This window comes from Calditrichota bacterium, assembly GCA_014359355.1.
Taxonomy (GTDB): domain Bacteria; phylum Zhuqueibacterota; class Zhuqueibacteria; order JANLFK01; family Oleimicrobiaceae; genus Oleimicrobium.
The window spans coordinates 1-9,392 of record JACIZP010000099.1 but is presented as its reverse complement, the minus strand read 5'-3'; the positions used below and the strand labels follow the sequence as shown (position 1 = coordinate 9,392).

At 56.2% G+C, this 9,392-nt stretch carries 7 protein-coding genes; all 7 read right to left on the bottom strand.

Annotated features, from left to right (window positions below; genetic code table 11):
• On the bottom strand, nucleotides 1–348 hold a 348-nt coding region (locus H5U38_04085), incomplete at its 3' end, for a hypothetical protein (GenBank protein ID MBC7186198.1).
• A 36-nt stretch (nucleotides 349–384) separates the two neighbouring features.
• A complete protein-coding gene (gene gyrA / locus H5U38_04080; protein ID MBC7186197.1) occupies nucleotides 385–2,799 on the bottom strand; it encodes a DNA gyrase subunit A in 2,415 nt (804 codons plus the stop codon).
• Between the two features lie 38 nt (nucleotides 2,800–2,837).
• The gene (gene gyrB / locus H5U38_04075; protein ID MBC7186196.1) at nucleotides 2,838–4,826 is read right to left on the bottom strand and encodes a DNA topoisomerase (ATP-hydrolyzing) subunit B; all 1,989 of its coding nucleotides are present in this window, start codon (nucleotides 4,824–4,826) and stop codon (nucleotides 2,838–2,840) included.
• Nucleotides 4,780–5,046, bottom strand: a complete 267-nt coding sequence (locus H5U38_04070; protein MBC7186195.1) for a DUF721 domain-containing protein — start codon at nucleotides 5,044–5,046, stop codon at nucleotides 4,780–4,782. Before H5U38_04070 ends, gyrB begins: the two co-directional genes overlap by 47 nt.
• A 22-nt stretch (nucleotides 5,047–5,068) precedes the next feature.
• Nucleotides 5,069–6,187, bottom strand: coding sequence for a DNA replication/repair protein RecF (locus H5U38_04065; GenBank protein MBC7186194.1), 1,119 nt, complete (start codon nucleotides 6,185–6,187; stop codon nucleotides 5,069–5,071).
• Between the two features lie 26 nt (nucleotides 6,188–6,213).
• Nucleotides 6,214–7,335 (bottom strand): DNA polymerase III subunit beta, encoded by a 1,122-nt coding sequence (gene dnaN, locus H5U38_04060; protein ID MBC7186193.1) that lies wholly within the window; start codon nucleotides 7,333–7,335, stop codon nucleotides 6,214–6,216.
• 324 nt (nucleotides 7,336–7,659) lie between these two features.
• On the bottom strand, nucleotides 7,660–9,003 hold the full coding sequence (gene dnaA, locus H5U38_04055) for a chromosomal replication initiator protein DnaA (GenBank protein ID MBC7186192.1): 1,344 nt from the start codon (nucleotides 9,001–9,003) through the stop codon (nucleotides 7,660–7,662).
• Nucleotides 9,004–9,392 lie beyond the last annotated feature (389 nt).

Genomic DNA, 9,392 nt, shown 5'->3' with positions numbered 1-9,392 from the left:
GCGCACCAGCACGTCCACCTGAAAATTGACCCCCAGTTCTATCCACCGCTTGATTTCGCTGCGACTGAAGCGTGTCTTCAGCAGAAGGGTGCCCAACATGCGTTCGACTGCCTCGCGCACCTCCGGGTCGTCGAACTTGTAGCGGGCCGAAGGGTTCCAGGACATGGGCTTTTCTTCCTGGAGGAAGCGGCGGGCCTGGGTCTTGATGTGCACCCGCAGGAAATCCGGCAGAGGCTTCCGCAGCAGCTCATCGTAGGTAAAAGTCTCCTTGTCCTCCTGGCCAATGATGCGCCGCACCAGGAGGTCGGAGATCAGCTCCTTCTCTTTCTGCCACAGTGCCGGATCCACGCGTTTCCTCCGCAGCCCCCTTTACCCCTCTCGGACTCAGGCCATCCCATGAGGAAGGGACAGCGCTGCGACCCGCACGACGCGCTCGTTGGCCTTCAGCTCAAGCAACCGTCCTTGTTGCTTCAGTTCCCCTGCAGTGCGCCAGGCCACACTGTGCTGGTCACCTGTGACTACAATCAAATCACTCGTGGCGCGGACGAGCGCGGCGCCCACCACCGGGCCGCTCTTCGCGGACGTCTTGAGCCCTGTCACGCCCCTGGTGGCGCGCCCCATAGGCCTTACTTCCTTGGCCTTGAGTAGGCGTCCCTGTCCCCGCTCGCCGACAATGAGGAGCGACGGCTCTCCGGTGGTCAACTGGCCTGTCACCACCGCATCGTCCGCTGCCAAAGTGATGCCACGCACGCCCGCGGCGTTCCTGCCCATGGGGCGCAAACTTTCCACCGCAAAGCGCAGCACTCGCCCGTGGGCGGTGACCAGCCAGACATGCTCGTTCCCCATGCACAACTGCGCCGCCCGGAGCTCGTCGCCCTCCCGGAGGTTGATAGCCGCTGCGCCGCTCCGCCGCAGGTTGGCAAAGGCGGCCAGCGCCACCCTTTTTACCTGACCCTGCGCGGTGACCAGGAGCACGGTCTGGTCCTCGCCAAATTCCTTCACCGGAAAGCAGCCGACTACCCTTTCCTCTTTGGCAAGGCCCAGCAGATGAGCAAGCGACTTGCCCTGGGCGATCTTCCCGCCCACGGGTATGTCCAGTACCCGGAGGGAATAGCAGCGGCCAATGTTCGTGAAGCAGAGGAGCTGTGCCTGCGTGTCGGCGGCCATGAACTGCGCTGGCCAGTCTTCAGCTCCTTCCGCGACAACCGCAGGCCAGGAGGCTCCAATCTCACGCCTAAAGGCCGAGGTTGCCATGCGTTTGACAAAGCCGCGCTGCGAAACCACCACGACCATTGCCTCTTCGGCAACCATCTCCTCGATGGAAAAGTCATCGGCACTGGTGATGATCTCCGTGCGCCGCCGGTCGCCGTACTGGTCGCGGAGTCGCGCCAGCTCCTCCTTGATGAGCTGCATGCGCTTGGCCTTGCTCGCCAAGAGGCCTTTGAGGTAGGCAATCTTCTTGAGGATCTGCCGGTACTCTTCCTCGATCTTCTTGCGCTCTAGGCCAGTGAGACGCTGCAAGCGCATGTCCAGGATGGCCTGCGCCTGGATCTCGCTGAGGCGGAATTGCTTCATAAGACCGGCTGCCGCCGTCTCTGGATCGCGGGAGCGCCTGATCAGCGCGATGATGGCATCCAAGTTGTCCAATGCTACCTTGAGCCCTTCCAGCACGTGCGCGCGCTTCTCGGCCTTGTCGAGCTCAAACTTGGTGCGGCGCACCACAACTTCATGGCGAAAGTCGAGAAAGTGCTGCAACAGTTGCCGGAGGTCGAGGATGCGCGGCACACCATCCACCAGGGCGAGCATGATGACGCCGAAGGTGGTCTGCATCTGCGTGTGCCGGTACAGGTACTCGAGGATCTGCTTGCCGGGGGCGTCGCGCCGCAGTTCCAACACGATCCGCAGCCCCTCCCGGTCGGACTCATCGCGGACATCGCTGATCCCCTCCACCTTGCGGTTGCGAACAAGCTCGGCAATCGCCTCGATCAAGGTGGTCTTGTTCACCTGGTAGGGAATCTCTGAGATGACGATGCTCTCCCGCCCACCGCGCTGGGCCTCGATGCTGGCCCTGGCGCGCACCACGATGCGCCCCCGCCCGGTGGCATAGGCCTCGGCTATCCCATCGCTGCCCACGATGATGGCGCCGGTGGGAAAATCTGGGCCCTGAATGAACTGCATCAACTCCTGCACCGAGGCAGAAGGTCGATCGATGAGGTGGAGGAGCCCCTCAACTACCTCGCGCAGGTTGTGCGGCGGAATGTTGGTGGCCATGCCCACCGCAATGCCAGATGCGCCATTGACCAGCAGATTCGGCAGAAGCGAGGGGAGAACAGTCGGCTCTTTCAGCGACTCGTCGAAATTCGGGACAAAGTCCACGGTGTCCTTGTCGAGGTCGCGAAGTACCTCCTCGGCAATGGGCGCCAGACGTGCCTCCGTGTAGCGCATCGCTGCCGGCGCATCGCCGTCAATGGAGCCAAAGTTCCCTTGCCCGTCCACTAAGGGATAGCGCAGGGAAAAGTCCTGCGCCATGCGCACCAAGGTCTCATAGACTGCTGCATCACCATGCGGATGGTACTTGCCGAGCACCTCGCCGACTATGCGCGCGCTCTTCTTGTACGGGGCATTTGGACCGAGGTTGAGCTCCCGCATACCGAACAGTACGCGTCGGTGCACCGGCTTTAGACCGTCGCGCACGTCCGGTAATGCCCTGGACACGATCACCGACATTGAGTAGTCGATGTACGCGTCCTTCATCTCCTCTTCGATGAAAATGGGGATAATCTTTTCTTGCTCGCCTATGGCCATGCTCTCTTCCGCCTCACTCTCCCCACAACCCACTACACGTCAAGATTGCGGACGTAGCGCGCGTTCTCTTCGATGAATTTGCGTCGCGGCTCCACCTTGTCTCCCATGAGCACCGAAAAGATGCGGTCGGCGTCATAGGCCTCCTCGATGGTCACCTGCAGCATGGTGCGCGTACCAGGGTCCATGGTGGTGCTCCACAACTGCTGCGGGCTCATCTCACCAAGGCCCTTGTAGCGCTGCACTTCAGCTCCATCTCGCCCAAGACTCTCCAGGACCTTGTCCAGGTCCTCTTCGTCGTACACATAGCGCTCTTCCTTCCCCTTGGCGACCCGGTAAAGGGGCGGTTGGGCGATGTACAGCATGCCCTGTTCGATCAGCGGACGGAGATAGCGGAAAAAGAAGGTCAAGAGAAGGGTGCGGATGTGCGCCCCGTCCACGTCAGCGTCGGTCATGATGATGATTTTGCCGTAGCGGCTCTTGCTGGGGTCAACCTCGTCGTTGCCAATACCCGCACCAATAGCAGAGACGATGGTCTTGATCTCCTCATTGGCGAGGATCTTGTCAATGCGGGCCTTTTCGACGTTCAGGATCTTCCCCTTGAGCGGCAGAATGGCCTGGAACCGCCGATCGCGTCCCTGCTTCGCCGAGCCCCCCGCCGAATCGCCTTCTACAATGAAAAGCTCGCACTCGGCAGGATCACGGCTGGCGCAGTCGGCCAATTTTCCAGGGAGAGTTCCGCCCTCCAAGGCAGTCTTGCGCCTGGTCAGCTCCTTGGCCTTGCGCGCTGCCTCGCGCGAGCGCGCAGCACTGACGCACTTTTCGATTATCTTGCGCGCTACGCTGGGGTTGGCCTCCAGGTATTCGTTGAGGGCCTCACCCACTGCAGATTCCACCAGCCCCCGCACTTCGCTGTTCCCGAGCCGCGTTTTGGTCTGTCCCTCAAACTGGGGCTCCAGAACCTTGATGCTCAGGACGGCAGTCAAGCCTTCGCGCACATCTTCGCCACTCAGGCTGTTTTCGAGATTCTTGAGCAGGTTATGTCGGCTTGCATAGTTGTTTAGGGTGCGCGTCAAGGCCGTCTTGAATCCCACAAGATGCGTCCCCCCCTCGGTGGTGTGGATGTTGTTGACGTACGTGTAGATGTTTTCCATGTAGGAGGTGTTGTACTGGATAGCGGCCTCAATAGGGACACCGTTCTTTTGGTCGAAGATGTAGATCGGGCGCGGATGGATGGGATCTCGCGATTGGTCAAGATACTCGACAAAGGCCACTAAACCGCCCTTGTAGCGAAAAACCTCCTTGCGGCCGGTTCGCTCATCAGTGAGTGTGAGCTTCAGGTCTTTGTTAAGGAACGCCAACTCGCGCAGCCGCTCGGCAATGATCTCAAAGCTAAAGTTTCGCTTGCGGAATATCTCCCGGTCAGGCATGAAGGTAGTCTTGGTGCCTGTGCCCTTCCGCCTCCCTTTCACGCGCACCGGAGTGACGGCTTCCCCTCGCTCGTAGCGCTGCACATAAACACGACCATCGCGCCGCACCTCCACCTCGCACCACTCCGAAAGCGCGTTTACTACCGAGACGCCCACGCCATGCAGGCCCCCGGAGACCTTGTATATCTTCCTGTCGAACTTGCCGCCGGCATGCAGCATGGTCATCACCACTTCCAGGGCTGACTTACCCTGCGTCGGGTGGAGGTCCACAGGAATGCCACGGCCGTCGTCTTCGACGGTCACACTGCCGTCCTTGTTGAGGGTCACGTCGATCTGGGTGCAAAAGCCGGCAACCGCCTCGTCAACGCTATTGTCCACCACCTCATAGACAAGGTGGTGCAACCCCCGCACCGAAACATCCCCAATATACATGGCCGGTCGGCGCCGGACTGCCTCCAAACCACGCAGAACCTGGATCTGGCTGGCGTCGTAGCGCTCCCCGTTCGTCACCTCACTTTCCACCACCGTGTCACCCACCTCCGGTCCTTTATTGAAAGCGGATATCTTCGATGACAGCCCTGCCGACTGTCTCATTCACCCTCTTGAGAATCTCTCGCTTATGGAGAACCAGCTCATTGCGCCAGGTGCTGCTGGTCACCCTCACAAATAGAATCCCATCCCGTATTCGCACTGGGGTGCTCACCCGCGCAATCCGCTCTCCAACCGCCTTAGGCCACAGAGCAATCGCCATCTGCTCCTTAACCCGCCTCTCGATGCCAAGGTTGCGGAGAAGCTCATCCAGAACCCGACGCATGTCAGATGGAGAGCGCATCGGTTTATGCCGCGACCTCCGCTATAGCCCCCTGCTGAACGCGCCAGAGCCGGAATGTGCCGTCCGGCAGCCCCAATGTCCGCCCTGCGTCGGCGGAGGTCGACGTAAGGATTACCTGTGTGTCGCTTGGAAAGAGGCGGGGTACCCGCGCGGCTCGCTTCTCATCAAGATCGACTAAGAGGTCGTCCATAACGAGGATGGGACTTTCTCCCCGCCATTCATGCAGCAGTCTGTGTTCGGCCAGACGGAGTGAGATGAGCGCGGCTTTATGATCGCCGCGCGAGCCAAAGTCCCGTAGGCTATGCCCGTGAATTTCAAAAACGACATCGTCCCGGTGAGGACCCACCAGCGTCACTCCAAGTTGTCGCTCTCGCTCGCTGAGGCGCCTTAGCTGCTCAAAGAAGGCCTCAGTCGTCGTCTCACCTTCTGTCTCTGGCACATTAGGCGCATATCGGGCGTTCAGCTGCCAGCCGGGACCAGTAATACTCTGGAAATAGTCGCTTACCAGCGGGCTAAGGGCCGAGATAAATCGCCTTCTTGCCTCCATGAGGTTGGTCCCGTGCGTCACTAACTGTTCTGTCCACACCACAAGCTGTTCGCGCGCTCCTGTGGACCAATTCCCCCTGAGCAGGGCGTTGCGCTGCTTCAGTGCGGCCATGTACGTGCGCAAAGCCTCCATATAGCCGGGACTTACCTGGCAAAGAAAGGTGTCCATGAGCCGGCGGCGCTCCGCTGGACCCCCTTTAGTGATCAGGTAGTCGTCCCCGGACATTGCCACCACGGGAAAGTTTCCAATAAGCTCTGATCGCCGTCCCACTGGCTTTCGATTCACGTGGCAAGACTTACCGTGGTCCACGCTATATTGGATGCGACACTCCTTTTCGACCCCACCAGCAAAAGCAAAAACCCCCCATACCAGGAATCCACCCGACCCAAACTTCACCACGCTCCCGTCTGGGAGGCCACGCAACCCCCTCATGAAGCAAAGATAGTAGATGGCATCTATGATATTGCTCTTTCCCTGCGCATTCTCCCCTGTCAGAATATTGACCGCACAAGAGAAAGAAATAGAGGCTTTCTCATAGTTACAGAAGTTTTCTAACCCTAACTTATACAACCACATTAGCGCAGAGTAGGCAGAGGCACGGCCTATTCTTCCGTAAGGCGTATTGGCATCACAAGGGCCAGAAACTCCTCGTTCTCGCTCTGTTCTGTTGGGCGGATGAGGGCGGCGCTCATCGAGTCGCGTAGCTCAAAACGGGCCAGCTGTGTGTCAATGTGCCGCAGAATCTCTATTAGGTAGTTAGCATTGTACCCAATTTTCAGCGGCTCCCCAACATACTCAATGGCGATGGATTCACGCCCTTCTCCGCCGATCTCTATATCCTCGGAGCTGATGGTCAGCAGGTTTCGCTCTATGTCAAAACGTACCTGATGGGTCATCGTGCTCGAGAAAATGGCGACGCGCCGAAGTACGGAGATTAGCTCAGATCTATCAATAATCATGATTTTGTCGTTATTCGTGGGAATCACTCTCTCGTAGTTAGGGTACTCCTGGTCAATAAGTTTTGCACACACCTCAGTGGCATCAGATCTAAAAACGATATGATTTCTCGCAATATTCACCCTAATTTGGGCTACTCCCTCTTCGATGGACTTTTGCGCTGCCTGTAACGCCTTTGGTGGAATAATCGCGCTACTCTCACTATTACTTAGATTACCCTTTCTGTACACAACTTTAGAAAGGCGGTGTCCATCCGTGGCCACGAGGCGAAGCTCTGACGGAAACACCTGAAAGTACACCCCAGATAATGCCGGGCGAAGCTGATCGGTTGACACGGCAAATACGCTTCTTTCAATTACCCTTTCGAGCACATCAGGTTCAATCGTAAACTCATTTTCATACTCCTCGGCGGTGATAGTCGGGTAGTCCTCTGCCGCCTGGGCCGCCAGTGCATAGGTACCACGATCCGTGGTAATAGTAAGTCTTTGGCTTTGATCGCAGGTAATTCTTAGTCCTACATCTGGGAGTTCCCTTATGAGGTCGTTAAAGGTCCGTGCTGAGATAGTAGTGGCACCAGGTTCAATAACCTCAGCCGGGACTGATGTTGTAACAGAGATTTCAAGGTCTGTAGCAGTTAAAACCAACGATGAACCTTCCGCCTTCATGAGGATATTGCTCAAAATTGGAAGCGTGGTTTTTGAGGGTACCACGGTCATAACCTTCTGTAGGGCTTTGTACAGGTCAGTTCTACTGACAGAGTACTCCATCTGTCACCCTCCTGTTTGTGTACTGTGCGTATCTGTTCTGTCAAAGGTAAATAATATTTATATCCTTTTCAAGAAAAAATTTAGTATAAGATTGTGGTAATAGGTGTGGAAATGTTGGTAAGTGGGAGTCTTCGGTTGGCAGCGAATGAGAATTTTAAGAATTTATGGCTCTGTGTCATAAACAGTGAATGTGGGTTTTATGTGAATAGTACAAAGGTCCTCTACGCCGCCAAAACAGACCGTCTATACCTGACCGCAAATCTCTGGGGCTGCCCACATAAAAAGAACTCTTTATTGACCTATATAGTGGATAAACGGCAGGTCCTACGACGATGATATCCTAAGTTGGTGTTCAATTTCTTCGACTCTTTGGCGAAATTTTGCGTCCCTGCTTTTCAGTTTTTCAACTAAATTGAGCGCGTGAATCACCGTGCTATGGTCCCTGCCGCCGAAATGGAGACCTATGGTCTTTAGGGAACTACTTGTGTAAACTTTTGCTAGGTACATAGCCACCTGGCGAGCAAGCGCAATCTCCTTGCGTCTTGTTTTGGCCCGCATCATATCTTCCGGAATACCAAAATAATCAGCTACCGCGCGCTGGACGTATTCCACCGTTATGTTTTGCCTCTTGGGTAGGCAGATATCCCGCAGGACACGCTTTGCTGTCTCTAGCGTAATTTCGGTCCTCGTCAGGGAAGAGTAGGCAAGGAGCTTAATGAGGGACCCCTCCAGTTCTCTAATATTCATCGTTACATTAGTAGCGATAAAGTCAAATATTTCTTCTGGCAATTCCAGACCGTTCTGGTCAGCCTTCTTATGGAGAATTGCTAGCCGCGTTTCATAGTCTGGTACCTGGATGTCGACGGTCAACCCCCACTGAAAACGGGAAATGAGCCTTTCTTCCATGCCGCGAAGCTCCCGAGGCGGCCGATCGGAGGTGAGGACAATCTGTTTACCGGCGTGGTAGAGGGCGTTGAAGGTGTGGAAAAACTCGTCTAGTGTGCGCTCTTTGTTCGAAAAGAATTGAATATCATCCACCAATAAGAGGTCCACGTTCCGATAGTTGGCACTAAACTCGGTCGTCTTGTTCTGCTGGATGGAGTTGATAAACTCGAGCGTGAATTTCTCACTGGACACGTAGGCGACCCGCCGCGCTGTGCCTGCAGAAATCGCATGGTTGCCAATAGCCTGGATGAGGTGGGTCTTGCCCAAACCCGCGCCGCCGTAGATTACTAAAGGGTTAAAAGCAGTATTGCCAGGCGATTCTGACACGGCTACCGCAGCAGCCTTGGCAAACTGGTTACTTGCTCCCTCCACAAAGTTCTCGAAGGTGTACTGCTCGCTGAGACGTCCATTGGTCAACGATCCCCGCGCCGCCTGCCGAGGCGCGGCGGTCTGAAAGGGATCCCCCTTGTCTCCGACCACCACCGCGTACTGAATGCTGGCGCCTTCCCCAAGACATTCCGCCAGCACCTCTTCGATCACCATGCGATAGTGCTGGTCGATCCATTCGTAGAAGAATTGGCTGGGGACCTGGATAGTCAGCTGCCTCCCCTCCAGTTTGACAGCCTCGACGGGCCTGAACCAGGTAGTGAAAGTCTGGGCGCTCACCCTGTCCCGCAGCAGTGACAGACAGTCTAACCAGACCTGTTGTGCAGTCCGTTCCATATCCTCTCCGCGCCGCTTCAACTCCATCCAGGAGTTATCAACAGAAACTTAACCCCGACTCAACGCTGTGAGTACTCATACCCCAATCTCTCCGGATACAAACTCATACAATCCACAAGATATCAACAGATATACTTGTTTTTAAGTCTTAGATATTAAAAACCTTAAATTAGTGCGCTTAGCAAGATGTTGATAGCCGCTGCAGCTTAAATCGCCAAACAGCCTCCGCGGTTGTACTGGAGCCTCTCTCCTTTATGAGTTATCCACATGTTATTCACGCAGACGGTCATCGCCGCGCGTTGTAATGTAACAAAGGAAAGAAAATTGTCAACGGAATTTTTTGGGGAACGCCAGGGTTTGTCGCGCTCAGGGCGGGTCCCCTCGCGGCG

What these genes read in the sequence shown, in the direction of transcription:
- gyrB (MBC7186196.1), bottom strand. Translation starts at nt 4,826, where the DNA reads ATGAGACAGTCGGCAGGGCTGTCATCGAAGATATCCGCTTTCAATAAA.
- H5U38_04070 (MBC7186195.1), bottom strand. Translation starts at nt 5,046, where the DNA reads ATGCGTCGGGTTCTGGATGAGCTTCTCCGCAACCTTGGCATCGAGAGG.
- H5U38_04065 (MBC7186194.1), bottom strand. Translation starts at nt 6,187, where the DNA reads ATGTGGTTGTATAAGTTAGGGTTAGAAAACTTCTGTAACTATGAGAAA.
- dnaN (MBC7186193.1), bottom strand. Translation starts at nt 7,335, where the DNA reads ATGGAGTACTCTGTCAGTAGAACTGACCTGTACAAAGCCCTACAGAAG.
- dnaA (MBC7186192.1), bottom strand. Translation starts at nt 9,003, where the DNA reads ATGGAACGGACTGCACAACAGGTCTGGTTAGACTGTCTGTCACTGCTG.